The 24,523-nt window shown below is 63.4% G+C and carries 37 protein-coding genes and 1 pseudogene; 23 read left to right on the forward strand and 15 right to left on the reverse strand.

Annotation, left to right across the window (positions count from 1 at the left end):
* The 4 genes and pseudogenes from P8R33_RS13905 to P8R33_RS13920 form a co-directional block, all read right to left on the reverse strand.
* Positions 1-742: outer membrane protein (locus P8R33_RS13905; RefSeq protein ID WP_278329575.1), on the reverse strand; the 742-nt coding region annotated here is incomplete at its 3' end.
* Between the two features lie 197 nt (positions 743-939).
* A complete protein-coding gene (locus tag P8R33_RS13910; protein ID WP_347569054.1) occupies positions 940-1,338 on the reverse strand; it encodes a DUF2793 domain-containing protein in 399 nt (132 codons plus the stop codon).
* A gap of 10 nt (positions 1,339-1,348) precedes the next feature.
* A pseudogene (locus P8R33_RS13915) lies at positions 1,349-1,894 on the reverse strand (terminase large subunit domain-containing protein); the annotation flags it as partial.
* On the reverse strand, positions 1,782-2,447 hold the full coding sequence (locus P8R33_RS13920) for a hypothetical protein (protein WP_278329576.1): 666 nt from the start codon (positions 2,445-2,447) through the stop codon (positions 1,782-1,784). The pseudogene P8R33_RS13915 and the gene P8R33_RS13920, both read right to left, overlap by 113 nt.
* Before the next feature lie 247 nt (positions 2,448-2,694).
* On the opposite strand from P8R33_RS13920, the gene P8R33_RS13925 reads away from it, so the two are divergent.
* The 4 genes from P8R33_RS13925 to P8R33_RS13940 all read left to right on the forward strand — a co-directional run bounded on the left by P8R33_RS13925 (position 2,695) and on the right by P8R33_RS13940 (position 4,368).
* On the forward strand, positions 2,695-3,348 hold the full coding sequence (locus P8R33_RS13925) for a YqaA family protein (protein ID WP_278329667.1): 654 nt from the start codon (positions 2,695-2,697) through the stop codon (positions 3,346-3,348).
* 99 nt (positions 3,349-3,447) lie between these two features.
* Positions 3,448-3,639, forward strand: a complete 192-nt coding sequence (locus P8R33_RS13930) for a hypothetical protein (RefSeq protein WP_278329577.1) — start codon at positions 3,448-3,450, stop codon at positions 3,637-3,639.
* Positions 3,640-3,722: 83 nt separating this feature from the next.
* Complete coding sequence (locus P8R33_RS13935) at positions 3,723-4,163, forward strand: hypothetical protein (protein WP_278329578.1); 441 nt, start codon at positions 3,723-3,725, stop codon at positions 4,161-4,163.
* Entirely contained in the window at positions 4,147-4,368 is a 222-nt protein-coding gene (locus P8R33_RS13940; protein WP_278329579.1) for a helix-turn-helix transcriptional regulator, read from the forward strand. Before P8R33_RS13935 ends, P8R33_RS13940 begins: the two co-directional genes overlap by 17 nt.
* A gap of 27 nt (positions 4,369-4,395) precedes the next feature.
* Here P8R33_RS13940 and P8R33_RS13945 read toward each other — a convergent pair whose 3' ends face one another.
* Positions 4,396-5,031, reverse strand: a complete 636-nt coding sequence (locus P8R33_RS13945; protein WP_278329580.1) for a Crp/Fnr family transcriptional regulator — start codon at positions 5,029-5,031, stop codon at positions 4,396-4,398.
* Between the two features lie 117 nt (positions 5,032-5,148).
* On the opposite strand from P8R33_RS13945, the gene P8R33_RS13950 reads away from it, so the two are divergent.
* Positions 5,149-5,997, forward strand: a complete 849-nt coding sequence (locus P8R33_RS13950; protein ID WP_278329581.1) for a sterol desaturase family protein — start codon at positions 5,149-5,151, stop codon at positions 5,995-5,997.
* Positions 5,998-6,046: 49 nt separating this feature from the next.
* Here the strand turns inward: P8R33_RS13950 and P8R33_RS13955 are convergent, their stop codons facing one another.
* The 5 genes from P8R33_RS13955 to P8R33_RS13975 all read right to left on the reverse strand — a co-directional run bounded on the left by P8R33_RS13955 (position 6,047) and on the right by P8R33_RS13975 (position 9,384).
* A complete protein-coding gene (locus P8R33_RS13955; protein ID WP_278329582.1) occupies positions 6,047-6,478 on the reverse strand; it encodes an OsmC family protein in 432 nt (143 codons plus the stop codon).
* A 152-nt stretch (positions 6,479-6,630) separates the two neighbouring features.
* On the reverse strand, positions 6,631-7,314 hold the full coding sequence (locus P8R33_RS13960) for a hypothetical protein (RefSeq protein ID WP_278329583.1): 684 nt from the start codon (positions 7,312-7,314) through the stop codon (positions 6,631-6,633).
* Between the two features lie 97 nt (positions 7,315-7,411).
* Entirely contained in the window at positions 7,412-8,662 is a 1,251-nt protein-coding gene (gene spt / locus P8R33_RS13965; RefSeq protein ID WP_278329584.1) for a serine palmitoyltransferase, read from the reverse strand.
* On the reverse strand, positions 8,662-8,904 hold the full coding sequence (locus tag P8R33_RS13970) for an acyl carrier protein (RefSeq protein ID WP_278329585.1): 243 nt from the start codon (positions 8,902-8,904) through the stop codon (positions 8,662-8,664). Before P8R33_RS13970 ends, spt begins: the two co-directional genes overlap by 1 nt.
* Before the next feature lie 111 nt (positions 8,905-9,015).
* Complete coding sequence (locus P8R33_RS13975) at positions 9,016-9,384, reverse strand: response regulator (RefSeq protein ID WP_278329586.1); 369 nt, start codon at positions 9,382-9,384, stop codon at positions 9,016-9,018.
* A 51-nt stretch (positions 9,385-9,435) separates the two neighbouring features.
* Here P8R33_RS13975 and P8R33_RS13980 point away from each other — a divergent pair, with 51 nt between their 5' ends.
* Genes P8R33_RS13980 through P8R33_RS14000 form a run of 5 tightly spaced genes read left to right on the forward strand, consistent with a single transcriptional unit; the run spans position 9,436 to position 12,685 of the window.
* Positions 9,436-9,726: a DUF3572 domain-containing protein gene (locus P8R33_RS13980; RefSeq protein ID WP_278329587.1), complete on the forward strand. Its 291-nt coding sequence runs from the start codon at positions 9,436-9,438 to the stop codon at positions 9,724-9,726.
* Positions 9,723-10,352 carry an HAD family hydrolase gene (locus P8R33_RS13985; protein WP_278329588.1) on the forward strand — a complete coding sequence of 210 codons (630 nt, stop codon included), beginning with the start codon at positions 9,723-9,725 and terminating at the stop codon, positions 10,350-10,352. The genes P8R33_RS13980 and P8R33_RS13985 overlap by 4 nt, the downstream gene beginning before the upstream one ends.
* A complete protein-coding gene (locus tag P8R33_RS13990) occupies positions 10,349-10,804 on the forward strand; it encodes a RidA family protein (RefSeq protein WP_278329589.1) in 456 nt (151 codons plus the stop codon). The genes P8R33_RS13985 and P8R33_RS13990 overlap by 4 nt, the downstream gene beginning before the upstream one ends.
* Entirely contained in the window at positions 10,779-11,549 is a 771-nt protein-coding gene (locus tag P8R33_RS13995; protein WP_278329590.1) for a glycerophosphodiester phosphodiesterase family protein, read from the forward strand. Before P8R33_RS13990 ends, P8R33_RS13995 begins: the two co-directional genes overlap by 26 nt.
* A gap of 11 nt (positions 11,550-11,560) precedes the next feature.
* Positions 11,561-12,685, forward strand: coding sequence for a GNAT family N-acetyltransferase (locus tag P8R33_RS14000; protein ID WP_278329591.1), 1,125 nt, complete (start codon positions 11,561-11,563; stop codon positions 12,683-12,685).
* A 3-nt stretch (positions 12,686-12,688) separates the two neighbouring features.
* Here the strand turns inward: P8R33_RS14000 and P8R33_RS14005 are convergent, their stop codons facing one another.
* The gene (locus P8R33_RS14005) at positions 12,689-13,018 is read right to left on the reverse strand and encodes an SEL1-like repeat protein (protein WP_278329592.1); all 330 of its coding nucleotides are present in this window, start codon (positions 13,016-13,018) and stop codon (positions 12,689-12,691) included.
* Positions 13,019-13,299: 281 nt separating this feature from the next.
* Here P8R33_RS14005 and dksA point away from each other — a divergent pair, with 281 nt between their 5' ends.
* The 8 genes from dksA to P8R33_RS14045 all read left to right on the forward strand — a co-directional run bounded on the left by dksA (position 13,300) and on the right by P8R33_RS14045 (position 19,282).
* A complete protein-coding gene (gene dksA, locus P8R33_RS14010) occupies positions 13,300-13,761 on the forward strand; it encodes an RNA polymerase-binding protein DksA (protein ID WP_278329593.1) in 462 nt (153 codons plus the stop codon).
* 105 nt (positions 13,762-13,866) lie between these two features.
* Complete coding sequence (locus tag P8R33_RS14015) at positions 13,867-14,238, forward strand: PilZ domain-containing protein (protein WP_278329594.1); 372 nt, start codon at positions 13,867-13,869, stop codon at positions 14,236-14,238.
* Between the two features lie 76 nt (positions 14,239-14,314).
* A complete protein-coding gene (locus P8R33_RS14020; RefSeq protein ID WP_278329595.1) occupies positions 14,315-15,775 on the forward strand; it encodes an ABC transporter substrate-binding protein in 1,461 nt (486 codons plus the stop codon).
* Positions 15,776-15,780: 5 nt separating this feature from the next.
* The gene (locus P8R33_RS14025; RefSeq protein ID WP_278329596.1) at positions 15,781-16,200 is read left to right on the forward strand and encodes a DUF4112 domain-containing protein; all 420 of its coding nucleotides are present in this window, start codon (positions 15,781-15,783) and stop codon (positions 16,198-16,200) included.
* Positions 16,201-16,249: 49 nt separating this feature from the next.
* Positions 16,250-17,041, forward strand: coding sequence for a tryptophan 2,3-dioxygenase (locus tag P8R33_RS14030; RefSeq protein ID WP_278329597.1), 792 nt, complete (start codon positions 16,250-16,252; stop codon positions 17,039-17,041).
* Positions 17,038-17,685: an arylformamidase gene (gene kynB, locus P8R33_RS14035; RefSeq protein WP_278329598.1), complete on the forward strand. Its 648-nt coding sequence runs from the start codon at positions 17,038-17,040 to the stop codon at positions 17,683-17,685. The genes P8R33_RS14030 and kynB overlap by 4 nt, the downstream gene beginning before the upstream one ends.
* On the forward strand, positions 17,682-18,899 hold the full coding sequence (gene kynU, locus P8R33_RS14040; protein WP_278329599.1) for a kynureninase: 1,218 nt from the start codon (positions 17,682-17,684) through the stop codon (positions 18,897-18,899). Before kynB ends, kynU begins: the two co-directional genes overlap by 4 nt.
* A gap of 107 nt (positions 18,900-19,006) precedes the next feature.
* Positions 19,007-19,282, forward strand: coding sequence for a hypothetical protein (locus tag P8R33_RS14045; protein WP_278329600.1), 276 nt, complete (start codon positions 19,007-19,009; stop codon positions 19,280-19,282).
* Positions 19,283-19,381: 99 nt separating this feature from the next.
* Here P8R33_RS14045 and P8R33_RS14050 read toward each other — a convergent pair whose 3' ends face one another.
* Positions 19,382-19,657: a hypothetical protein gene (locus tag P8R33_RS14050; protein WP_278329601.1), complete on the reverse strand. Its 276-nt coding sequence runs from the start codon at positions 19,655-19,657 to the stop codon at positions 19,382-19,384.
* Between the two features lie 115 nt (positions 19,658-19,772).
* Positions 19,773-20,381, reverse strand: a complete 609-nt coding sequence (locus P8R33_RS14055; RefSeq protein ID WP_278329602.1) for an HNH endonuclease — start codon at positions 20,379-20,381, stop codon at positions 19,773-19,775.
* A gap of 102 nt (positions 20,382-20,483) precedes the next feature.
* Between P8R33_RS14055 and gluQRS the strand changes: the two genes are divergently transcribed.
* From gluQRS to P8R33_RS14080, 5 genes are all read left to right on the forward strand, one after another.
* Complete coding sequence (gluQRS, locus tag P8R33_RS14060) at positions 20,484-21,314, forward strand: tRNA glutamyl-Q(34) synthetase GluQRS (RefSeq protein ID WP_278329603.1); 831 nt, start codon at positions 20,484-20,486, stop codon at positions 21,312-21,314.
* 12 nt (positions 21,315-21,326) lie between these two features.
* Positions 21,327-21,557: a hypothetical protein gene (locus P8R33_RS14065; protein ID WP_278329604.1), complete on the forward strand. Its 231-nt coding sequence runs from the start codon at positions 21,327-21,329 to the stop codon at positions 21,555-21,557.
* A 21-nt stretch (positions 21,558-21,578) separates the two neighbouring features.
* Complete coding sequence (locus P8R33_RS14070; protein WP_278329605.1) at positions 21,579-22,157, forward strand: cob(I)yrinic acid a,c-diamide adenosyltransferase; 579 nt, start codon at positions 21,579-21,581, stop codon at positions 22,155-22,157.
* 70 nt (positions 22,158-22,227) lie between these two features.
* Positions 22,228-23,100: a 3-hydroxyacyl-CoA dehydrogenase NAD-binding domain-containing protein gene (locus P8R33_RS14075; protein WP_278329606.1), complete on the forward strand. Its 873-nt coding sequence runs from the start codon at positions 22,228-22,230 to the stop codon at positions 23,098-23,100.
* Positions 23,101-23,313: 213 nt separating this feature from the next.
* Positions 23,314-23,676 carry a hypothetical protein gene (locus P8R33_RS14080; RefSeq protein WP_278329607.1) on the forward strand — a complete coding sequence of 121 codons (363 nt, stop codon included), beginning with the start codon at positions 23,314-23,316 and terminating at the stop codon, positions 23,674-23,676.
* Here the strand turns inward: P8R33_RS14080 and P8R33_RS14085 are convergent.
* Both P8R33_RS14085 and P8R33_RS14090 read right to left on the reverse strand, forming a co-directional pair.
* Complete coding sequence (locus P8R33_RS14085) at positions 23,673-24,074, reverse strand: YidH family protein (RefSeq protein ID WP_278329608.1); 402 nt, start codon at positions 24,072-24,074, stop codon at positions 23,673-23,675. The two genes, P8R33_RS14080 and P8R33_RS14085, sit on opposite strands and share 4 nt — an antisense overlap.
* Positions 24,075-24,109: 35 nt before the next feature.
* Entirely contained in the window at positions 24,110-24,505 is a 396-nt protein-coding gene (locus P8R33_RS14090; protein WP_278329609.1) for a hypothetical protein, read from the reverse strand.
* Positions 24,506-24,523 lie beyond the last annotated feature (18 nt).

Consider the following 24,523-nt stretch of genomic DNA (forward strand, 5'->3'; position numbering starts at 1 on the left):
GCGGCGGCGGCGGGGGAGGCGGCGGCGGGGGCGGGGGCGGCGGCGGCGGGGGCGGCGGCGGAGCCACACCGAAGTTGTAGGTCAGCGTGCCCATCAGCGAGTGGCTGCTAACCCGATCTTCGAGGCTGTTGCCAGCCAGGTCGACGATGTCGACGCCGGTCGCATTGAAGTAGCGATAGCGCAGGCCCACGTCCCAGTTGTCGCTCAGCGGAGCGCGCACACCGGCCAGAGCCTGCCAGGCGAAGCCGCTGTCCGAATCGTCGAGCGCCGTGATGCCGGAGCCGCCAACGTCGACGCTGGTGCGAGCCACACCGGCGCCACCACCGACATAGCCCTGAAGGCCGTCATCGGGACCGAAGTCGACCAGGCCGTTCAGCATGAACGAAAGGATGCTGGTCGAACCGGGAGCTTCATACTGGCCGGCAGGCACCGAAGTGCCGTCACTCAGCAGACCGCCGAGCGCGCCGACAGTGACGGTGTCGAGATCGGCTTCGCGATAGCTGACTTCGGCCTCGGCACGGAATGCACCGAAATCATAGCCAACGAAACCGCCGAAGTCGTAACCGGGTTCATGATCGAGCGTGACGATGTCGTCGTTCGCTACGCCGCTGCGATCGAAGTCGATATCTTCAACGATCATTACGCCCCCTTCGAGGCCGACGTACCAGGCGTCGTCCTTGGCGAGGGCAGGCGATGCAAGGGCCGTAGAGGCCATCGCCATGCCTATGACGAATTTCCGCATTATAGTTTCCCCTTTTTGCGAATAAGATCCACCGAGTGCAATATCTCTAACTTTTCACCCGAAAGGTGGCAAGCGGGCAATGCCCGCAAACTGTTGCATTTATGCCGCTCTTACGAACTGCTCCGTGCAAATTTACAGAAGATGATCCCTCCATGCGCCCCGAAACGCCGAAAACCGCACCGGGTTCCCGGATCAGATCAGACGATTAGGCCGGCTTGCCGAACGGCCGCCAGCAATGAGTCGACGGCGGCACGAGCTTCACTATCGATCACCGACCCGCCGGTCGGAGAGGCAACCGTCGGCACGCTCGTCCAAACCCTGGAAAAGTGGCGCTTCGCACCGGTCGAAAGATCGTGAACCGCGAGCCCATCCCGGGGGCTCGCGAAGGTCCACCGCGCGCCGTCCCAGCCGGCGATCGCGTCGTCCTGCCCGGCCCATGCATCGACGGCCCCGGCCTCGACGATCCAGCACTCTCCTGCTGCCGGCGAACCGGGCGGAGTGGCCGCCGCGCCCATCACCACCGGGTGCATCAGCATGTCGATCAGCGCGAGGCTTTCGTTCACGAACAGCTCTTTTTGCGCTTGTCCCGCAGGCATGGCTATGTTGCGGACCGCGCAGGCTTTCGGGCTCAGCCGCCGAATACAGGTAAGCCGTCGCCCCGTTCGGCCAGGTCAGCCGCTTGAGCGAGGGTTCGTATTCCGGCCGGTAGTTGGGCGGGCAGATATTCAGCACGCCGCTTTCCCCTTCCACCATGATCGCGCGCGCTTCGCCGAGCGAGGCGGCCACCAGTGCGATGCGCGCCTCGGGATCGAGGATTGCAGCCTGCCGCACCCACTCCGCGCCCGCGCGCGTTTTGCCGAAGCCGCGCCCGGCGCAAATCAGCCAGGTCGACCAGTCGGGATCGGCAGGCGGCAATTGCTCATGCCGCGCCCACAGATACCAGTTGTGGACGAGCACGCCGCGTTCGTTATCCTCCAGCGCGTGCATCAGTTCGACACGCACGCGGTATTCCTGCCGCCGCAACCACTCGAGAAATCCGCTACTCAGCATCGGAGAGGTCGCCATCAGGGGGCGCAATCCGATAGGTGCCGTCTTCGGCCAGCGCGGCCTGCAAGGCTTCCTCGTTGCGCCGCATCGCATCGAGCTTGGCATTCAGCGAGGCGAGCACGCTGGCCTCGTCGCAATTTTCCAGCTTTGCCCGCTTGCGCGCAGCGGTCTCGCGGTGCAGGGCAAGCAGGCGCAGCGCCGCTGCCGTGTCGAACTTCGGCCCGTCGGCCGCCACCCCATTGCGAAGCCGCTCTAGTGTTTCGAGCTCCAGGTTTTCATAACCTTCGAGGAGGGCGGCGGACCAGAGCCGGGCGAACTCGGCATTCTCCCGGCGCAGGCGATAGACCCGGTGGGGCTGCGTGCCTGCGTCTTTCGCGGAGGCGGAGACATTCGACGTTTCGGCCAGCGCCTCCAGAAAGGGCTTGCACCATTTCGGCAGGCCGCCCGAACCGCGAGGCTTCGTCAGCGCAGAGCTACCTGCTGCGACCAGCGCCGCCTTGCACCGGGCATCGAAATCGGGATGGCGCTTGCGACGATCATTGACCGTGCCCCGCGATATTCCGACAGCCCTTGCTGCCCGGTTGATTTTCCCACCTTCACGCAGCTCTCGCAGAAATGGTTCGACCCACTGCGGCTGAGCAGCAGTTGTGTCTGTCATGGCGGCCCTCCCGATCCCGGCGACAGGCGAACGCAAAAGCGGCCCGCCGACCGATGGGGTCGTGGGCCGTATGCTCCAGCCGGGTGGCCAGTGAATCACACTATCGCGATGTTCCGTTTATGTACCCAAACAACGTGACGATGTCAATGAAAAAGTGCCAAATAGGTTCGCGCCGAGATTATTGCCAACAGCGCTCCGCTCGCCTAGTCCGGCGCTTGTCGGAAACGCCTGGGGTCCTGCCAACATCATGCTCATGAAACCGCTGCGCGGTCTGTACGAATGGACCATGGAAAAGGCCTCGCACCCGCATGCGGAATGGTGGCTGGCGTTCTTCTGCTTCGTCGAATCGAGCTTCTTCCCGATCCCGCCGCATCCGCTGCTCGGCCTGATGTGCCTGGCGGAGCCGAACAAGGCGATCCGCTTCTCGATCATCGCCACGCTGTCCTCGGTGGCGGGCGCGCTGCTGGGCTATGCGATCGGCTGGGGGCTTTACGATACGGTCGGCGTCTGGCTGATCGGCTCGCTCGGCCTGACCGAGGCGTTCCCAGTGGCCGCCTGCCATTTGCGCGAATATGATTTCGAGGCGATCCTGATCGCCGGCGCGACGCCGGTGCCGTTCAAGCTGCTGACGATCACCGCCGGCTTCGTCGGCATGAACCTCGTGACCTTCGTGCTCTCCAGCCTGTTCGCGCGCGCGCTGATCTTCATGACCGTCGGCATCCTGTTCCGCGTCTTCGGCGCCCCGATCAAGCGCGTGATCGACAAATACCTCGGCACGGTCACCACGGTGTTCGTCCTGCTGGTGGTCGGCGGCATCCTGGTGCTGACCCAGCTCGGCGGCAGCGAGGACGAAGACCGCGGGCCTTGTGCGAATGCGAGCGAGGTCAGGGCAGGGCGCTGAAGGGACGACCCGGGAGTCCGCTGCATTTTACGGTCCAGCGCGTATCCATGGTAGGATACTGGCGATAACGCCCGATTGGCGACACGGAGATCGCATTCCATGAAAATTCTCGACCGCCTCGACATGATCACCATCGCCCGCATTCTCGTGGCGATCGGCCTGCTGCTGGCACTGGCGAAGTGGTTTCTGGACATGGACCGGATCGGGAACTGGACGCTGGTGTTCCTGATTCCCGGCGTGATCCTGACCTTTCTGGGCAACCGGCGTGCGACGCGCAGCTCTGATGATTAGGCTGTCTGAGCCTGGCAGCATCACGCTTGACTCCTGAGTAACCCCAAGGTTACATGTAACCTGTGAGTTACAAGGAGCAGGCGGTGAACGACGATTTCGAAAAAGCGGAGCGGTTTTCGCAAGGCCGCGCTCTGGCGGCGCCCTTCCTCGGTCTGCTGGTGTTGCTGGCGCAGCAGGGCACGCTCTATGTCTTCGACTGGGGCAGCGACTCGCTGGTGCAGATTTTCGTCTGGCTGGGCTTTGCCATCGTCATGCTGGTCCTGCTGCTGACCGGCGGGGCGTGGATACTGCCTGCGCGCGTGCGGCGCATCGCCGATGACGAAGTTTCGCGCGCCAATCGCCAGGTCGCGATCGTCACGGGCTATATTGTCGCGATGGTGGTCTGCCTGCTGGTCTGGGTGATCTCGCCGTTCGAGCCGCTCCACGCCCAGCGCGCAGCCAATATGATCGTTTCCACCAGCCTCGGTACCGCCTTCGTTGCCTACGGTCTCAGGGAAGCGCTGGGCAATGCCGCTGGAGATTGAGAACAGCATTCGCCGCTATCGCGAGGAAGCAGGGCTGACCCAGGCCGAACTGGCGGCACGCATGGCGGTCAGCCGCAAGACGGTGAACACGGTCGAAAACGGAGTATTCCAGCCCTCCGTGGCAGTTGCGCTGAAATTCGCGGCGGTGCTGGGCCAGCCGGTCGAAGCGCTTTTTGCGCTGCTGGAGGAGGAAGCGCAGCGCTGACGCTGCGCGTGGCGTGAAGCTGGCGATTCACTCAAGCGCGAACAGCCCTAGCGCTGCGCGGTCGGGGATCGCGAGGCTGCCGTAGCCGCGTGTCACCAGCTTGCGTTTCTGCAATTCGCCCAGCGCGGCGTTGGCGGTGGCGCGGGTGATGCCAAGCAACTCGGCGAGTTCCTGCTGGGTGATGGCGACGCTCGCAGGCCCGTCTCCCGGCCCGGCCATATTGGCGAGCAGCCCCGCCATGCGCGCCGGATTGGTCCCGCGCCGCATCCCGGCCAGCTGGCCCAGCGTATCCTGCAACTGCTCCGACAGCGCGCCGAGCAGCGCGCGCATCGAGGCGGGATAATTGCCCAGCGCGTCGAGGAACGCCTTCGCGCCGATCAGCCGCAAGCGGCTCTCCCCGCGCGACACCGCGTCGACGATCCGCGGCCGCTTCGCGAAGACCGCCAGCTCGCCATAGGAATCGCCCGGGCCGAGCAGGGCGACTGCGCGAAAATCGCCGTCGCGCCCGAACTGGCCGACCATGACCGCGCCTTCCTCGATCAGCCAGAAACCGTCGGCCACCTGACCGCGCTGCTGGATGATCTGTCCGTCGGCGAATTGCCGCAGCCGTGCCCCGCGCTTCAGATGCGCCTGAAGCCCCGTATCGAGGCTGGCGAACAGCATCGGTGCGGCCAGCGATCGCCGAGTCGCGGAAGATTGTAAAAATCCCGACATTCTTTCGCTTCGGTAAAGGTTATCCCGGGAATCGACAAGCACACGCAATTTTGTCGGAGACCCGCAATGCCCACCTCCACCCTGGCGATCGTCGCGATCTATTTCGGCTATGCCGCGCTCGAACTGTGGCGCTCGAACCTGTTCGGCAAGGCGGAGCAGACCCGCGACGACGGGATCGTCGAGGCGGTCAGCATGACCGTGCTGCTGGCAATCACCCAGCCCGCGGTATTGTTCGCGGCCGGCGCCATCGCCGACCTGATCGCCCCAAGCTATGCGGGCGCGCTTTCGGGACTGAATGTTTTCGCCGCGATCGCGCTGTTTCTGGTCGCGGACGATATGCTGCAATACTGGTGGCACCGCGCGAGCCATTCGACGCACTGGCTCTACAACCTCCACCGCGCGCATCACAACGCGCGCTACATGAGCGTGCGGCTCGTCTACCGGAACAACGTGATCTACTACGCCCTGATGCCGAGCCTGTGGATGTCGGGCGTGCTGATCTGGCTCGGGCTAGGCTGGGTCTATGCAGGCTATATCGTGGTAAAGCTGCTGGTGATCACCGGCGCGCATTCGGATGTCGTTTGGGACAAGCCGCTCTACCGGATCGGCTGGCTTTCGCCCGTCATGTGGGTGGTGGAGCGCACGATCTCGACCCCCGCCACGCACCACGCCCACCACGGTCGCCATGCGGACGATCCGGCGGTGCAGTACAAGGGGAATTACGGAAACCTGCTGTTCTTCTGGGACGTGCTGTTCGGCACCGCGAAGATCACGCGCACCTATCCGCAGAGTTACGGCGTGGAAAACCTCGCCCCGGCGACGCTGGGTCAGCAATTGCTGTGGCCGATCTTCCCGGAGAACAAGGGCGAGATGTCCGAACCGGTTGGAGAGGAGGCGGCACCAGAGGCCGCCTGACTAGCGGCCCGGCCGGACGGACGTCGCCTCCGGCCGGGCCATACAGCAATCAGCCTTCGAATTTGGTCTCCAGCGTGATCTCGGCATTCAGCAGCTTCGAGATCGGACAATTGGCCTTGGCATCGGCGGCCAGCTCCTCGAACTTCGCCTGGTCCATTCCGGGCACCTTGCCCGTGGTGGACAGCGCCGATTTGGTCACCGTGAACCCATCGCCGTCCTTTTCCAGGCTGACTGCGGCGCTGGTGGTGACGCTGCCATCGGTATGGCCTGCTTCCGCCAGCTTGAACGACAGGGCCATGGTGAAGCAGCTGGCATGGGCCGCCGCGATCAGTTCTTCCGGGTTGGTTCCGGGTTTGTCCTCGAAGCGGGTCTGGAAACCGTAGGGCTGAGCGGCGAGCGCGCCAGAGCCGGTAGAGACGTGGCCCTTGCCGTCCTTGCCGAGGCCTTCGTAAGTGGCGCTGCCGTGTTTCGTGATGGTCATGATTGGGAAACTCCTTTCGCCCTCCCTAGCGAGCGGCAGGGGATAGGGTTCCGCCTCTTCCTGCATGATCATCCGCACCTTCATCCTGCAATTTAGAAGACCGGCCAAAAGAAAAGGGCGACCGCGATGGCCGCCCTTTTTGCAGTGTTCGATCAATCGTCGTCGCGGCGGCGATCCCGGCGCCTCTCGCGCCGATCGCGGCGTTGGTCCCTGCGTGCCTCCTGTCGGCGATCGCGCCGGGCTTCGCGCCTGGCATCCTGTCGGCGGTCCTGTCGAGCCTCGCGCCGAGCCTCCTGACGGGCACGCTGCCGGGCCTGCTGGCGAGCTTGCTGACGCTGCTGCTGGCGGACGCGTTGCCGCGCTTCCTGGCGTGCCTCGCGGCGGCGTTCCGCGCGTTGCTGCTGGCGATAATCCCTGCGTGCTTCCTGACGGCGTTCGCGGCGGACTTCGCGGCGACGTTCGGCTCTGCGCTCCTGCCGGTAATCGCGCCTACGATCCGCACGACGTTCGGCGCGGCGTTCCCACCGGTCCCAATTGCTGCGCAGGCGGCGCTGGTCGCGGATCTGGGCACGGCGGGCCAACCAGTAGCGTTGCTGGCGCGCATTCCAGCGATGGCGACGGCGGTCCCGGTCGTACACGTAGTATCCGGTGCCCGGATAGTAGAAGTCGTCGTACCAGCCGTAATAGCCGTCGGTATAATAGCGATCGTCGTAATAGCCGTCGCCGTAATATCCGGCGCTACCGACCGACAAGCCGCCATAGGATCCGACGCTGCAGGCGCCGAGCAAGGTGGTGCCGGCGGCCACTGCCAGCGCTGTTCGTTTGGATAGTCCCATCCCGTAATCTCCTGAATTCGTTGGAGACGGTCTAGGGGGCGGGCATTGAACGCGTTGTGAACCCGCGGTCAGGCGCGGTTCATGCGGGCCGAACGGCTCAGATAATGCCGACCTGCTTGCCTGCTTTCTCGAAGATCGAGAGGATCTCTCCGACCTCCTCCTCGCTGTGTTCGGCGCAGAGCGAGCAGCGCAGCAGGGTCATATTGGCAGGCGTCGCCGGGGGTCTGGCGAGGTTCACGTAAAGCCCGCCTTGGATCAGCGCCTCCCACATCGCGGCGCCCTGCTGGAGGTCGGGCATGATTACTGCGATGATCGCGCTCTGCGGTTCTTCGGTGCCGAGCTTGAAGCCGAGGTCCTTCAGGCCCTTGTGCAGCGCCTTCGAATTCTCCCACAGATGCGCGCGCTTGTTCGATCCGTGCATCAGCTTGCGGATCGAGGTGCAGGCGGTCGCCACTACGCTGGGCGGCAGCGAGGCGGTGAAGACATAGGGGCGACAGACGAGGCGCATGATCTCGAACTTGGGATGGTTCGAAACGCAGAACCCGCCGACCGTGCCGACGCTCTTGGAGAAGGTTCCGATGATGAAATCGACATCGTCGATCACGCCCGCATCCTCGACCACGCCGCGGCCGTTTTCGCCTATGAAACCCATCGAATGCGCTTCGTCGACCAGCACCATGGCACCATATTTCTTGGCGACCGCGACCATTTCCTTCAGCGGCGCGACATCGCCGAGCATCGAGTAGACGCCCTCGAGGATCACCAGCTTGCCCGCGCCTTCGGGAATGCGCTTGAGGCGCTTTTCCATCGCCTCGATATCGTTGTGCTTGAACGGCACGACTTCGGCCTGGCCGAGCGCGCAGCCGTCCCAGATGCTGGCATGGCTGTCGATGTCGAGGACAATGTAGTCGCCCTTGCCGGCGATAGTGCTGATAATGCCGAGATTGGCCTGATAGCCGGTCGAGAAAACCATCGCATGGTCCATCTCGTAGAAGTCCATCAGCGCCTGCTCGACTTCCTTGTGGCCCTGGTATGTCCCGTTCAGCACACGGCTGCCAGTGGTGCCGGTGCCGAAATCGGACAGCGCCTGCTTGCCCGCCTCGACCACGTCGGGGTCGAAGGTCATGCCCATGTAGTTGTAGGTGCCGAGCAGAATGGTATCGCGCCCGTTGCAGATTGCACGGGTGGGCGACAGGACCTTTTCCATGACCAGGTTGAAAGGGTCTTCCTGCCCGCTGGACAAAAGCCCTTCGCGTAGAGCGATCACGTCGTCGAACTTCGAGAAAAGGTCCTTGCCCTCGCCCTCGAGCGCCTGCGGTTGGTCCGGCTGGCTGATACCTTCGCTCATCAGTCGGCCTGCAGCTTGGTCACGGCGTCCACCAGCTGGCCGTAATTCTCGATTTCGGCCTGCTGGTTCATCGAGATGATGATGTCGAATTCGTCCTCGATCTCGGCCACGAAATCCATCACCGTCAGGCTGTCGAATTCGAGATCGTTCTGGAAGGTCGTCTCGTCCATGACTGCGATGCCCTTCTTGTTGAACGGCTCGATCAGAGAGCGGATTTTGGTGTCGACTTCGGCGCGGTCCATGCAGGTGGTCCAGTTCTGTTGGTGGGCAGCGTCAATGCTGCAAGATAGACGCGCGGCAAAGCGGTCTAAGGGGGTCTTTGTCAAGGTTTCGGGCGCGCCGGAAGACGCGGATCAATCCGCAATCAGGCCGCGCACCTTGGCCATGAACGGCGTGATCGAGACCGGTTTGGCCAGGTAATCCGCCGCACCCGCCTCGCGAATACGTTCCTCGTCGCCCTTTCCCGCATAGGCAGTGACGGCGAGCACGGGGACCTCCGCCATCGCCGTGTCGCGTTTCAGCTGGGCGATCAGGTCGACCCCGCTGATATTCGGCAGCTGGATGTCCATGATGACGAGGTGGGGGGTGAATTTCTTCGCCGTCGCCACCACGTTGGATCCATCGGCGACGGGAACGACTTCATAGCCGTTGGCTTTGAGGACATCGCAGAACAACTTGCGATTGAGATCGTTGTCCTCGACAACCAGAATTCTCTTAGCCACGCGGCGTTGCCTCCTTGCCTTGCGGCCGCGCCATATGGAAAACGACAGGACGTGACAATCATTCGCGAGACATCGAACAGACATGGCGAAACCCGCGCCCCCGAAGTGCTGGCGCTGGAAGCGCTCGGCTGGGCGCTGGCCGACGAAGCACGGGCGGACCGGCTGCTATCGCTGACCGGCCTGACCCCGGAGCATCTGCGCCACGGGATCGAGGATCGCGCCGTTCAGGCCGCCGTGCTGGAATTCCTAGCCAATCACGAACCCGACCTCGTGCTGGCGGCGGATAATCTGCAGACCACGCCCGAAGCCCTCATCGCTGCACACAGGGAGCTGTCCGCGTGAGCCGCCCGCTGATCATCTCCGACTGCGACGAGGTCCTGCTTTATATGGTCTCGCCTTTCCGCGACTGGCTTGCCCAAACGCAGGGCGTCGAATTCCGCATGGAGGGCAACGACTTCGGCAGCGCGCTACGCTGGCAGGATAGCGGCGAGGTGCTCCCGCAAGAAGAGATCTGGCGCAAGCTGGGCGGATTCTTCGATACCGAGATGCACCGCCAGACCGCGATCCCCGGCGCGATCGAAGGCCTCAACGCACTGGCCGACCACGCCGATGTGGTCGTGCTCACCAATCTGGTGGACAAGCGGCAGGAGATGCGCCGCGAGCAGCTCGCCGATCACGGGCTGGAAGCGCGGGTGTTTACCAACCAGGGTCCCAAAGGGCCGGCGCTTCAGGCGATCCTCGACGAATACCGGCCGAGCAAGGCGATCTTCATCGACGATCTGGCGCAGCACCACCGCTCGGCGCGCGAAACGCTGGACGACATCACGACCCTCCATCTGTGCGGCGAACCGATGATCGCGCCGCATATCGACTGCGCGCACAAGTCGGGCCACGCCGACGCGCGGATCGATACGTGGGAGCATGCGCTGCCGTGGCTGATGGAACGACTGGAAAAGGAGCCTGCATGAGCATTGCCGAACGCCTCGAGGAACTGAAGATCATCCTGCCGGAAGCTGCCGCTCCGGTGGCCAGCTACAAGCCGCTCGTCGTTCATGGCGGGGTGGCATACGTCTCGGGCCAGCTGCCCTTCGTTTCGGGTGAGGTCGTAACCGGCAAGCTGGGCGCGGAAGTCGATCTTGAGAAGGGGCGCGAGGCGGCCCGCGCCTGTGGGCTGATGATCCTCGCCCAATTGAACGAAGCCGATTTGCTCGAGAAGGTGGAGCGCGTGGTGAAGCTCGGCGGGTTCGTCGCCAGCACACCCGAATTCACCCAGCAGCCGCAGGTGGTAAACGGCGCCAGCGACCTGATGTACGAAGTGTTCGGAGACTGCGGCCGCCATGCCCGTGCCGCTGTCGGCGTGCCGGTTCTCCCGCTCGATGCAGCAGTCGAGGTCGATGCGATCATTGCTCTCAAGGCTTGATCAGCGCTTCGTCCCGCAGCCCGACCTGGCAAGGGTCGGCTGGCTGGCCGAATGGACTTATGCCCATCGCGGGTTGCATGGGGCGGGGCGCGTCGAGAATTCCGCCAGCGCCTTTCGCGCCGCAGTCGCGGCGGGCTTCGGGATCGAATGCGACATCCAGCGCAGCGCCGACGATGTCGCCATGGTGTTCCACGATTGGGACTTCATGCGCCTGATCGGACGGCCTGAGAAATCCGCCAGCCTGACCGCCGCCGAATGGAAGACCCTGAGCTATCTGGAAGGAGAGGAGCCGCCGATCGCTCTCGCCGACCTGCTCGAACTGGTGGACGGAAGGGTGCCGATCCTCATCGAGATCAAGTCGAAGCGCCGCTACGACGTCGGGCGGAGCTGCGAGGCGGTCGCCGAATGCCTCGAAGGCTATGAAGGCCTGCATGCCGTGATGAGCTTCGACCCGCGCGTCTCGCGCTGGTTTCGGAAGAATTGCCCGCAGACGGTGCAGGGGCTGGTCATGCGCGAGGATGACAAGGGCTACACGCAGAAAGCCTGGCAGCGGCGCTTGACGCTATGGGCGGCGAGGCCCGAGTTTCTCGCCTATCATGTCGAGGCGCTCCCCAATCTGATGGTGTCGGCCTTGCGGGAAGCGGGCCTGCCGATTGCGACATGGACCGTGAGCACTCCGGCACTGGCAGAGCGTGCGCAGGCCAATTCAGACGCGCTGATTGCAGAGGGCGAGGGCATCGGGTGAGCGAGGGCGATATGGAGCTTGCCGCTCGCGTTGCGGGCTCGGTCGGGGCGTTCGACAAGGCGGAGTGGAACGCGCTGGCAGGCGACAATCCTTTCGTCAGCTACGAATTCCTGACCGCGCTTGAAGATTCAAGCAGCGTCGGTGCGGGCACCGGTTGGCAGAGCGCGCCCATCGTCGTTTCGGCGGAAGGCGGCCCGCTGCTGGCTGCGATGCCGGCCTATCTCAAGAGCCACAGCCAGGGCGAATACGTCTTCGACCATAGCTGGGCCGATGCTTACGAGCAGGCAGGGGGCAGCTACTATCCCAAGCTCCAGATCGCCGCGCCGTTTACGCCCGCGACTGGGCCTCGTCTCCTCTTAACTGACGACGCGCTTTCGGGGCCGTTACTGTCGGCCGCCGAGCAACTCTGCCTCCAGAACGGCTTCTCCTCCGCCCATGCGACCTTCATCGAGCCGGACCAGCATGCTTTCTTCGAGGATGCCGGCTGGATGCTGCGATCGGATATCCAGTTCCATTGGTACAATCACGGCTTCGCAGATTTCGACGAATTCCTCGCCAGCCTCGCCTCGCGCAAGCGCAAGGATCTGCGCAAGGAACGCGCTGCTGCGCAAGGCGAGGTAGAGATCGTGCGCTTGCAGGGCGCGAAAATCGCTCCCGAGCATTGGGACGCCTTCTGGTATTTCTATCAGGACACCGGCGCGCGCAAATGGGGGCGACCCTATCTGACACGCGAAGCTTTCGACCTCTTCTCGGAGCGAATGGGGGACCGGCTTTTGCTGGTGCTGGCTCTGCAGGAGGGTCAGCCGGTTGCCGGTGCGCTCAATTTCATCGGGGGCGATGCGCTCTACGGCCGCTACTGGGGCTGCTCGCGCGATATCCGCTTCCTGCATTTCGAGCTGTGCTATTATCAGGCGATCGATGCGGCGATCGAGCTGGGCCTCTCGCGAGTGGAAGCCGGCGCACAGGGCGGCCACAAGCTGGCGCGGGGTTACGAACCGGTCGAGACCATTTCAGCCCACTGGATCGCCGATACGGGATTTCGCGAGGCGGTCGCCGATTTCCTCAAGCGGGAGCGGGCGGGCGTCGCGGCGGACCGCAACTATCTCCAGAACCGCACGCCCTTCAGGAAGGGCTGAGCGTCAGGCGACCTTCCGCTGGCCGTCTGCCAGCCACTCGCGGGCGCGGCGCTGCGCTTCGGCGATTTCGCGTGCGGTCATCTCATCGGAAACGTCGGCGCGGCACCAAGCGGCCTCTTCGTGGCCTTTCGATGCGGCGATGTTGAACCATTTGTGCGCTTCGATCATGTCGCAGGTGCAACCGTGGCTCCCGGTCGAGAAAGCCACCCCCAGCGCATAGAGCGCGTCGATATTGCCTTTGCTGTAGGCCTCGAGCGAGCGGGCGATCAGGTTGGTCGCCTCCGCGCCCTGTTCGATCCTGCCAGCGCCACCTTCGATTCCGATAAGTGCCATCGTTATTCCCCCATTTCTTCTCCGGCCCCCTGCCGGTTTCCATGGGTTCGCGAATTATGGTCAATAAAAGGTTAACGGACACGCGAATAACTGCGCGCCGCAAGACGACGAGTGCGCTTTTGCACCGCCTGATCGGCGAACGGCGGATACGTCGGGATTGCTGCTTGTGTGCATAGGGGCGCTTGCCTATAGGCCGCGCCCATCGGGACGGCGAGGCACCGGAAACATCCGGGCCTGCAGGACGACGGCGATCCGAGTGCAGTATTTGGGTGAGAAAGCGAATGGCCTCACTGGCTAACAGCGACACGGAAAAAAGGCTCGCGGAAGCGAAGGCCGCGATCGGCGCAAACTATACGCCGAGCGAAGACGAAGAATACATGTCCGAGCGCCAGCTCGACTATTTCCGCGTGTTGCTGCTCGACTGGAAGAAATCGATCCACGATGCTGCTGGCCAGACCTTGCAGTCGCTGCAGGACGGCCCGATCCGCGAACCCGATCTCAATGATCGTGCCTCGTCGGAGACCGACTGGGGTATCGAACTCAGGACTCGCGATCGCCAGCGCAAGCTGATTTCCAAGATCGACTCCGCCCTCCGGCTGATCGACGCAGGCGAATATGGCTATTGCGCGGTGACCGGCGACCCGATCGGCCTGAAAAGGCTGATTGCGCGCCCGGTAGCAACCATGACCGTCGAAGCGCAGGAAGCGCATGAACGGCGCGAAAAAGTTTCCCGCGACGACTGAGTTTCGCGGCCAATTCTTTGCGGACTGTTAACCGTTGGCGCTTATCCACCATCGACCGGCATCCGATGTCGGCGATCAAGCGCAAAAACGGAGTCGAAACCAGCAATGCAATCGGTGGAAACCAGAAATGTCGGCCGCGACAGCCTGTTTCTTTTTGCAGAACTGGAATTCGAAGGCCGGGCCGATTCGGTCCGGGTGAAAGTGCGTAATTTGTCTGCCGGTGGCATGATGGCAGAAGCCCCGATTTCGACAGCTCGCGGCGAACGGCTCACTATCAAATTGCGCAATCTGGATGCGGTGAAGGGCACCGTCGCCTGGGTTCAGGGGGACCGTTTCGGGGTCTCTTTCGATACCGAAATCGATCCCCGCGTCGCGCGCGCTCCCGTCGGTAGCGCGGAGGGAGCCAGCAGTCCGCGGTTTACCCGGCCGATTGCCGCCGTTCCCAAGCATGGCGATGGGCCGCTGCGGGTCGTCTGAGCGGGTCCGTCACTTCCCATCAGGCCGCGCGAAACTCGCGGCTGACGCAATGATCTCTCCCTGCTAGGCGGAAGCGATGCGCTCCGTCTTCGCTCTCTTTGCGACAATTCTCCTCGCGGCTTGTTCGAGCGGGATCGATGACGGTGTCGTCGATGTCGCATTTATTTCGAGCGAGGAGGAACTGGACGCCGAAGGGCTGCGGCTCGGGCCCGCCGCGCAACATGTTCGCGCTGCGCAATCGCAAGGTCTGGTCACCCTGTCCGCCAACGGGGCGGTCGTTCCGGCGATCGCCGAACGCTGGATCGTCACCGACGACGGATCGAGCTACATCTTCCGCATTCGCGAATTCGACCTGCCCGACGGAACCCGCCTGACCGCTCAGGCGGTGCGCGACAATCTCGCCTCGACCCTGCGCCGGCTCGAAGGCACCTCGCTCGGGCTCGACCTTGCAAAAATCCGCGAAGTGCGCGCGATGACCGGGCGGGTCATCGAAATCAGGCTCCGTGGTTCGATGCCGGACCTGTTGCAGCTCCTGGCCCAGCCGGAACTGGGCTTGGTGCTCGACGGGGCGCAGGCAGGGCCGATGAGGGTGCGTGGCGAGGATGGCGGCGTGCTTCTGGAAGCGATGCCGCCCGAAAGCCGCGGCCTCCCGAGCCAGCCGGATTGGGACGAAGGGCTTGCGGCGGTGAAAATTTCTGCCGTCGATGCTCGCGCGGCGACCCAGGGTTTCGCCGAGGGGCGTTACGAGCTGGTTCTGGGTGGTCATCTGGCGTCGCTGCCGCTGGCGGATGTCGGACCGCTCAGTCGCGGCACGATCCGGCTCGACGCAGCGCTCGGCCTGTTCGGCCTCGACGTCCAGCGTCGCAGTGGCTTTCTTGCCGAGGCTGACAATCGCGAAGCACTGGCCATGGCCATCGACCGGTCCACGTTGATGAGCGCTTTCAATATCGGCGGCTGGATTCCGACGACGCGGATCGTATCGCCGGGCCTGCCGGGCGATACGGGCACGGTGCCGGAACGTTGGGAGGGGCAGTCCATCGACGAGCGTCGCGGAACGGCGTCCGCCCGCGTCCAGCAGTGGCGCGCTGGTGGAGAGGACGCGCCGACGGTGTCGATCTGGCTGCCGGAAGGCCCCGGCTCCGACCTGCTTTTCGAAGCGCTGGCGCGGGATTTCGCGATGATCGGAGTGGCCAGCACGCGCAGCGCGAACCGGCGCGAGGCTGACCTTGCCCTGCGCGACCGGGTGGCTCGCTACGGCGCAGCGCGCTGGTTCCTCAACCAGTTCAACTGCCGGGTTTCCGCCGCGGTATGCCTCGAAGATGTCGATTATCTCGTCGGGCTGGGGGTCGATGCGCGCAATCTGGCCGAAGAGGAGTCCTATCTCGCCGAAGCCGAGACGGCATTGCTCGCGGCCAATACCTACATCCCGCTCGGTGCGCCGATCCGGTGGTCCCTTGTGCGCGGCGAGGTCGACGGGTTCCTGGAAAACCGCTGGAACGTCCATCCCTTGTTCCCGCTCACGCGCGCTCCCATCTAGAACGCATGGCCGATGGACCTGAACCCCTGCGCCCGATGGGCATCGAACTGCCGACGGGCAACGACCCCGTGTCGATCCGCAAGCGGATCGAAGCGATGGAACACCTGCTCGAACGCAGCTTTACCATCCCGGGCACGAAATACCCTGTCGGACTGGACTCCATCATCGGACTTGTCCCGGTCATCGGCGACGTGGTCACGGCTGCCATGGGAGCCTACATCGTCTGGGAAGCCCGCAATCTCGGCATTCCGAAGTGGAAGCTGTGGCGCATGGCCGGCAATATCGCGTTCGACAGCGCGGTGGGGGCTGTCCCCCTCGTCGGCGACGCCTTCGACCTCGCATTCCGGTCGAACACACGGAACCTGCGAATCGTGAAGAAGCATCTCGACAAGCACCATCCGCACACCATGGTGATCGACCGGTAGTTTCGCCCCCACAGTTTCGCACGCCGCGAATGCGCGCTAGGGCGAAGGGATGGCGCAAGACGTTACCTATTCCGGCTATCTCGATCTCGACCGCATTCTGGCGGCGCAGCATCCCGCTTCCGATGCGCATGACGAAATGCTGTTCATCATCGTCCATCAAGCCAGCGAATTATGGCTGAAACTTTGCCTGCATGAGCTGGAGGAAGCGCGTGCCTGCATCATCGCAGACCGGCTGCGCCCGGCTTTCAAGATGCTCGCCCGCGTGGCGCGTGCCCAAGGGCAGCTGATCCAGAGCTGGGACGTGCTCAGCACCATGACCCCGCATGACTATTCGACCATCCGCCCGCATCTCGGGAGCTCCAGCGGCTTCCAGAGCGCGCAGTACCGGATGATGGAATTCATGCTCGGCGGCCGGAAGCCCGACATGGTGACCATGCACGAGGCGACCCCGGAGGTCGCGGCGGAACTGCGCGAGGAACTGGCGCGCAAGAGTATCTATGCCGAAGCGGTAGCCCTGCTGGCGCGGCGCGGCTTCGAAATACCGCAGGACGTACTCGACCGGCCGGTGGACGAGGCGTGGGACCATTCTCGCGAGGTCGAAGCCGCGTGGGCGGAAATCTATCGCGATCCGCAGGAGCACTGGGATCTCTACGAGCTGGCCGAGAAGTTGGTCGATCTCGAATACCACTTCCAGCGCTGGCGCTTCGGCCATTTGAAGACGGTCGAACGCATTATCGGCTTCAAGAAGGGCACCGGCGGGACGCCCGGCGTGCCTTATCTGGCAGGCGTGCTGAAGGCCGCCTTCTTCCCGGAACTGCTCAGTGTGAGGACGGCGATATGAGTTCGTGGCGTAGCAAGCGGCGGATCTGGGACATCTCGCAGACGCTCCGCCCGGGATTGCCCGTCTGGCCCGGCGATACCGACTTCGCCTTCGAGCGGACGTGGAAAATGGAGGACGGATCGCCGGTCAACGTCGGGCGGATGACCATGAGCACCCACTCGGGCACGCATGGCGATGCGCCGCTGCATTATTCCGCCGATGCGCCGGACATCGCGAGCGTGGAACTCGACCCCTATATCGGCGAGTGCCTGGTCGTGGATGCGACCGGCGTAACCGGGGGTGAGGTCGGTGTAGGCGACTTGCCGCACATCGAGAGCGCAGACCGCGTGCTGTTCCGCACCTTCGAGCGCTTCCCGCACGATGTGTGGGACAGCAGCTTCACGGCAATTGCCGCCGAAACCATTGAGTGGCTCGCGCTGCAGGGCGTCAAGCTGATCGGGACCGACGCGCCGAGCGTCGATCCGCAGGACAGCAAGACGATGGCGGCGCACAAGGCGGTGCTGGAGCACGACATGCGCATCCTCGAAGGGTTGGTGCTCGATGACGTGCCGGAAGGGCGCTACGAGCTGGTGGCGCTCCCGCTGAAAGTGGCGGACGGCGATGCGGGCCTTTGCCGCGCGATCCTGCGGGAGCTGACCGAATGATCGAGCGCGCGCGCATTCTCGACGCGGGCGATCCGCTGGGTCGGTATCGCGAGCGGTTCCACGTGCCGGACGGCGTGATCTATCTTGACGGCAATTCGCTCGGCTGCCTGCCGAAAGCGACGCCGGACCGGCTGGACGAAGTGGTGCAGGGCGAGTGGGGCGAGGGCCTGATCCGCAGCTGGAACAAGGCCGACTGGATCGACCTGCCCCAGCGTGTCGGCGCGAAGATCGCTCCGCTGCTCGGCGCGCAGGCCCATGAGGTGATCGTCGCCGACAGCGTCTCGGTGAACCTGTTCAAGCTGATTAGCGCCGCGCTGATGATGCGGCCCGGCCGCAAGGTGGTGCTGAGCGAGCCCGGCAATTTTCCAACCGACATCTACATGATCGAAGGGCTGGAGGCGCAGGGATTGGCCGAGCGGCGGCTGGCATCGCGCGAGAACCTGATCGACGCGCTGAACGACGACGTCGCACTGCTGCTGCTGACCCATGCCCATTACAAGACCGGCGAACTGTTCGACATGGCCGCGCTGACCGAAGCCGCGCACCAAGCGGGCGCGCTGGTGCTGTGGGACCTGTCGCATTCTGGCGGCGCGCTCACGGTCGATCTGAATGCGTGCGGAGCGGATTTCGCCGTCGGCTGCGGTTACAAATACTTCAATGGCGGCCCCGGCGCACCGGCCTACGCCTTTATCGCCGAGCGGCATCACGGCGATGTACGCCAGCCGCTGAGCGGATGGATGGGCCATGCCCGTCCGTTTGCCTTCAGCGACGATTACGAGCCCGCACCGGGGGTTGATCGCCTGCTGTGCGGCACACCCGGCATCCTCGGCCTTGCGGCGCTGGAGGTCGGGGTAGACCTGATTGCCGAGATCGGCATCGAGCGGCTCCATGCGAAGTCACAGGCCTTGTCCGAGTTTTTCCGGCAGTGTCTCGCCGAAGCGGACCTCGATCTGGATCTCGTGAGCCCGACCGATCCTGCGGAGCGCGGCAGCCAGCTATCCTTCCGCCACCCGGAAGCCTACGCCATCTGTCAGGCGCTGATTGCGCGCGGGGTGATCGGCGATTTCCGCGATCCCGACATCCTGCGCTTCGGCTTCGCGCCCGCCTATCTGCGGTTCGCGGACATGGCCGAAGCCGTGTGGCATCTGGCGGAAGTGCTCGACAACGACGATTGGCAGCGCGCGGAATTTCGCGAACGGGCTGCTGTCACCTGAGCCGCAACGCTCGCTTCATCGCAATCGCACATTTCGGATTTGACCGACCTCCTTATTTTCGCCACAATTGCGCGACCTGCCATTTGGCAGAATCAAGGGGATACCTCATGAAATTCAACCACGTAACTCTCGTCGCTTCGGCTGTCGCATTCGCAGCGCTCGGCGCCTGCGCCGAAAGCGAGCAGGAAGCTCAGGAAGATCTGGTCGAACAGCAGGCCGAATCACAGGAAGACCTGCTTGAAGAACAGGCCGACCTCGCCGAAGCGCAGGGCGACGAAGCAGCTGAAGAAGCTCTCGACGCCGAAGCCGACGCCATGGGCGAAGCCGGCGACGCAGCGGAAGACGCCGTCGACGAAGGCGCGATGGACGAAACCGGCATGTAATCGGCTGGCCTGCTGGAATATTACCAGCGGGAATTCAGGCGGCGCCAGTCTTCGGACCGGCGCCGCCTTCTTTTCGAGAAAGGAGGACGAAGCGACGGTTCAGCTTGGTTTCTTGCCGATGCTGGCCCGGTACTCCTCGATTGTCATCGCATCCTCGTAGCCCTCCTCGCCGGGTCCAATGCAATCGCCTGTGACTACGACATTGCCGAACATTCCGCCCTGTACTTCCGCAGTGGGAGCAGCAATGCGCGCATCTACGCCCTTCGCTTCGCAAAGATCGGCCAGCTTGTTGCTTGCCTGATTGGTTGCCATCGACACGCAGCCGCACAAGGCTGCAATCGCCGGTACGAGACCGGCCATAAGCAATCGATTCATAGAGACTGTTTCCCGGCACCGGATTTGGTGCAGGCCGTTAAATACTATCGTTATTTATGCCGGATAAGCCGGAATCGCATCGTGATCGCGAATACACTGAACTGCGACCAAAAGATCACTCTTCCAGCTCGATGTCCCAATAGAGCCAGTCTCGCCAGGTCTCGTGCAGGTAATTCGGCGGAAATTGCTTGCCGTGCTGTTGCAGCTGCCAGTGCGTCGGCCGGATCGGCTTGGCATAGAGCTGCATGTTCGCCTGCTGCGGTGTGCGCCCGCCTTTCTTGAGATTGCAGGGCGCGCAGGCGGTGGCGATGTTTTCCCACGTAGTCTTGCCGCCCAAGCGGCGGGGGATCACGTGATCGAAGGTCAGATTGCCCATGTCGCCGCAGAACTGGCAGCTGAAGCGATCGCGCAGGAATACGTTGAAGCGGGTGAAGGCGGGAAATTCGCTCGGCTTCACATATTGCTTCAGCGCGATAACGCTGGGGATCTTCATGTCGAGATTGGGCGAATGGACCTCCCGCTCGTAGCTGGCGATCACATCGACCCGGTCTAGGAAGATCGCCTTGATCGCGGTTTGCCAGGGCCACAGGCTGAGCGGGTAGTAGGATAGGGGCGTGTAATCGGCATTCAGGACGAGGGATGGACACGACTGCAGATTGCGCGTCGGATCCTCGGCACTACTTCGAAACCTCGCGGCCCGTTCCAGAAGTTCGGCCCTGAACATGCGACACGCTCCTCCCGATGGATCTGAAAATGCACTTGCATCGGGAAGCGTCAAGACTGTTACAGACAGGCTATCCACAAACTTGTCCCGAGGATCGCCGCTTTGGCCGTCACGCGCTTCGCCCCCAGTCCCAATGGTCCGCTGCATCTTGGCCATGCCTATTCGGCGATCATCGCGCACGATCTGGCGAAGGAGAGGGGCGGGAAATTCCTGCTGAGGATAGAGGATATCGACGGCACGCGATCGCGCCCGGAACTCGGCGACGAGTTCCGCCGCGACCTCGAATGGCTCGGGCTCGAATGGGATGAGGTGCCCGCGCAATCGACCCGCCTGGAAACCTATGACAAGGCTGCTCGAGAACTGCTGGAGGCAGGACTGCTCTATCCCTGCACCTGCACACGAGCTGAAATTGAAGCCTTGAAACCACGGCTGGGACCGGAAGGCCTCGTGTATCCGGGCACCTGCAAGGGCCGCCTGCTCGATCCCGTAAAACCGGCGGCGCTGCGCCTCGATGTGGACTGCGCAATGGCGCGCGCCGGCGATCTTGACTGGGAAGACGAACTGGCCGGACGCACGACGGCCGACCCGCGCGAAGCCGGCGATGTAGTGATTGTACGCAAGGATGCACCCGCCAGCTATCACCTCGCCGCGACGCTCGACGATGCGGCGGACGGCGTGACGCTGGTTACGCGCGGTCAGGACCTGTTCCCTGCAACCCACATCCATCGTCTGCTTCAAGCGCTGCTGGGCTTGCCAGTGCCTAGTTGGCACCACCATGGTTTGCTGATGGACCAGAGCGGCAAGAAGCTCGCCAAACGGCGCGGCTCGCCATCTCTCGCGGACCGCAGAACGGGCGGGGAGGATGGACTGTTGCTTGCCGAGCAACTGCGCTTGCACCGTTTTCCGGCTGGTATTTCGCTCGCCAGCACCTAAGTCATAGGCACTATGAACACATTCCTCGCCATCGTCCTCGTCGTCCTCATGATCCTCGTCGTCGTCAGCCTCGTGCGCGGCATCGTGGCCTTCCTCAAAAGCACGAAGGTCGATCTCGAAAGCGGCGAGCAGGTCGATGCGACCGAGATGCAGCTGGCGCAGAACCGCGCGATGTTCGCCCGCGTGAAATACCAGGCGCTGGCCATCGCGGTCGTCGCGATCATCCTCGCCATCGCGAACTGAGCGCGGCCAACCCCTCGCGATATGGTCAAGCTCAACAAGATCTACACGCGCACCGGTGACGACGGGACGACCGGTCTCGTTGACGGATCGCGCCTTCCCAAGCACGATGCACGCATGGAAGCGATCGGTGTCGTTGACGAAGCCAACAGCGCGTTCGGCCATGCAGCCGTAGCGCTGGCGCAGAGCGGCCATGCCGACGATCTGTTCCGTATCCAGAACGACCTGTTCGACCTCGGCGCCGATCTGGCGACGCCTGCTGCCGATGACGACGATTTTGCACCATCCGAGATGGTGCTGCGGATCGTCTCATCGCAAGTTGAATGGCTGGAACAGGCGATCGATACTGCGAACGAACGGCTGGAACCCTTGACGAGTTTTGTCCTTCCCGGCGGCAGCGAAGCCGCAGCGCGGTTGCATATTGCGCGAGCCGCCGTGCGGCGCGCCGAACGGGCGATGACTGCCATGGCCGCCGAAGTTCGCACCAATCCCCAGGCGCTCGCCTATATCAATCGCCTGTCGGACTATCTCTTCGTTCTCGCCCGCGTTGCCAATCGCGACGGGGCGGACGACGTCAAATGGGTGCCTGGCCAGAACCGCTGAAACGCGGCTAGCCAGCCCCTGCCGCCTTCGCTAGTGCAAGCACTTTGCTGCAAGTGCGAAGGAATTTTCGATGAGCAAGACGATCGGCATTATCGGCGCCGGACAGATGGGGTCGGGGATCGCCCAGACGGTGGCCGCGCATGGCATGCAGGTGCTGCTGGCGGACGTCGGCCTCGAAGTCGCCGAGAAAGCCCATGCCGGGATCGACAAGGCACTCGGCAAGCTGGTCGGCAAGGGCAAGATCGAGATTGCCGATGCCGAAGCGACGCTGAAGCGGATCAAGCCGGTGGGCGACTACGCGCCGATGTCCGATGCAGACATCATCATCGAGGCGGCGACCGAGAAGGAAGAGATCAAGCAAGCCATCTTCGAAAAGGCGGGCGAAGTGCTGGCGCCCGATGCGATCATGGCCTCGAACACCAGCTCGATCCCCATCACGCGCATGGCGAATTATTCGTCCGACCCGGCGCGCTTCATCGGCCTGCACTTCTTCAATCCCGTCCCGGTGATGGGCCTGATCGAGGTCATTCCCGGCCTCGCCACTGCGCAGACCACCACCGACCGTATCACCGCCTTCGCCGAAGGGCTGGGCAAGCAGGTGGTGCTGAGCCAGGACGAGCCCGGCTTCGTGGTAAATCGCATTTTGCTGCCGATGATCAACGAAGCGGTCTTCGTGCTCGGCCAGTCGACGGCTGGGATCGAGGATATCGACAAGGGCTGCCGGCTCGGCCTCAATCACCCGATGGGGCCGCTCCAGCTGGCCGATTTCGTCGGGCTGGACACCTGCCTCGACATCATCATGGTGCTCTACAAGACGACGCGCGACGCGAAATACCGTCCCGCCCCGCTGCTGGTGAAATATGTCGAAGCCGGCTGGCTCGGCCGCAAGACCGGACGCGGGTTTTACGACTACTCGGGCGACGAGCCTGTCGCGACGAGGTAGTTTGTTGGGTGCGCCTTCGACATCCGTCGAAGGCTTGCGGCTGTTCCATCCCACTCCCCCTCCCGGCCACCCAAACAGTATAGTGCCGTGGGTGGCCGGGAGGGGGAGTGGGATGGAACAGTCAAGGTCAGGACGGATGTCCGGCCCGCACCCAACAAAAGCGGAACCCCCGCCCCCGCCGCGCCGTTGACCCTGCAAAGGAGATCACCCGCGATGAGCGATACCACCAAGACCAACACCCCCGTCGGCGAAAGCAAGGAGGCGCGCATGGCCGATCTCGCGCCCGAGATGCACAACGACGAGCAGGACGATCACCGCAACCAGGCGCAGGAAGTCGCCGAGGAAGCGCAATCGACCACTACCGAGACCACCTCGCCGACCGAAAGCGTCAAGGGCGACAACAAGTCAGGCCTGATGGGCGATTCGACGCAGGACACGATCGATCATATGCGCGACATGGAAAGCTCGGGCCGGATCGACATGGACGCCTACAAGGGCGAGCCGAACCATGACGACAATGTCGACAAATACGGCAAGGACAACAAGCCGGATGGCCTGCAGGGAGACGGCACCTAACCGTTGTCGGTCATCACCCAGAGACCGATGCTGAGGACAACCGAGCCAGTTGCCACGGCATAGGCCATCGCGCGGAAGTTCACGGTCGAGATGGCCTCGAATTTATGCGTATCCAGGCGGGCCAGCGTTTTGCATGCCCGCCTTTCTGCTTTTACCGCAAGCCACCCACCACCGAGAATGAACACCGTCGCGATGAGCTTGGGCATCCATGACGGGTCCCATGCGCCGAACAGCGCCCTGAAGCCGAGGCCGATGCCGATCGCGGCGAACGCCGTCCGCATCCAGCCGGCAAATGTGCGCTCCATCGCCATGATATTGCGATCTTCGGCAAGGTCCGTGCGGAACTCTGCCCACTCGGTGTTCTTGTCGGGTTTTTCCGGGGGGTCGTCCTGCGCCATGCCGGTATAAGCGGTGGACGGCGAGCAAGGTTCCGCTAGCGGACTTCGGGAGCGGTAACGACCAGAGGCTGTGTGTCGTTGATCAAGTGGCTTTCATCGACAGGGCGCGGCTCCACAACTTGCGGCGCTTGCGGTTCGGGCGGGGTTCCCCAGTCGCTCCCCGCATCCGAAGCTGCATACCATGCATCCAGCGCGGCATCGTCTTGCCTGCTGGGTCGGGGTGCCGCAGACGGGGCCTGCGTTACCTTCATGGCGTCTTGCGGAGCAGGTTCGTAAGCGGAGGCACTTGCAGGACCATTCCCCGAAGCGTCCACCTGCTGAGCAAGCAGACCCGGATCGTCCTCCCCGCCGATCATTACGGCGACGAACCAGAGGAACAAGCCGATCATCAGCAACTTCTTGCCGTGCGTCGTGAGTAGACCGTCTTCCATCGTGCGCAATATTACAGC

Origin of the sequence: Qipengyuania flavescens, assembly GCF_029688735.1 — a bacterium.
Classification (GTDB): domain Bacteria; phylum Pseudomonadota; class Alphaproteobacteria; order Sphingomonadales; family Sphingomonadaceae; genus Qipengyuania.